This is a genomic window from Sinorhizobium sp. P24N7 (assembly GCF_042436655.1).
Taxonomy (GTDB): Bacteria; Pseudomonadota; Alphaproteobacteria; order Rhizobiales; family Rhizobiaceae; genus Sinorhizobium; species Sinorhizobium meliloti_A.
Map to the genome: position 1 here is coordinate 1 of NZ_JBHMIW010000111.1, position 497 is coordinate 497.

Genomic DNA, 497 nt, shown 5'->3' on the forward strand with positions numbered 1-497 from the left:
CCACCCTCGCAAATTGTTATGAAGCTCCACGAATTGGAAGTTGCAGGATCGAACACATGGCAGTGACCAAGAACCCGCCCATCAGCACCCAGGCGCAACCTGCCGACCAGAAAACGGTACGGCGGCACAATATTAGCCTCGTTCTCAATAACGTTGTTAAGGGCGGTCTGCGATCGCGGGCCAAGGTATCCGAGGAAACCGGCCTCAACCCTTCAACGGTCTCCAGCCTTATCGGCGAATTGATAGAACGCGGCCTGCTGCGTGACGTGGGCGTTCGGCTGGACGGCGCTGTCGGCCGGCCCGGCCGTGGTCTTGAGCTCAATCCCGAGGGCGGCGGCGCTCTCGGCCTTGAGATCAGCGACGACGGGCTGGGCGCGCTCGCGCTCGATCTGTCCAGCACTCCACGCTATCGCGCCTTTTTCAGCCAGCCTAATCGCGGCCGTGACCCGGAAGACGTGGTGCGACAACTGGCTGATCTTGCCCGCGAGGCGCTGACC

General features: G+C 62.2%; 1 pseudogene. It reads left to right on the forward strand.

Annotation, left to right across the window (positions count from 1 at the left end):
* Window positions 1–56: 56 nt before the first annotated feature.
* Window positions 57–497, forward strand: a pseudogene (locus ACFHWW_RS34195) (hypothetical protein); the annotation flags it as partial.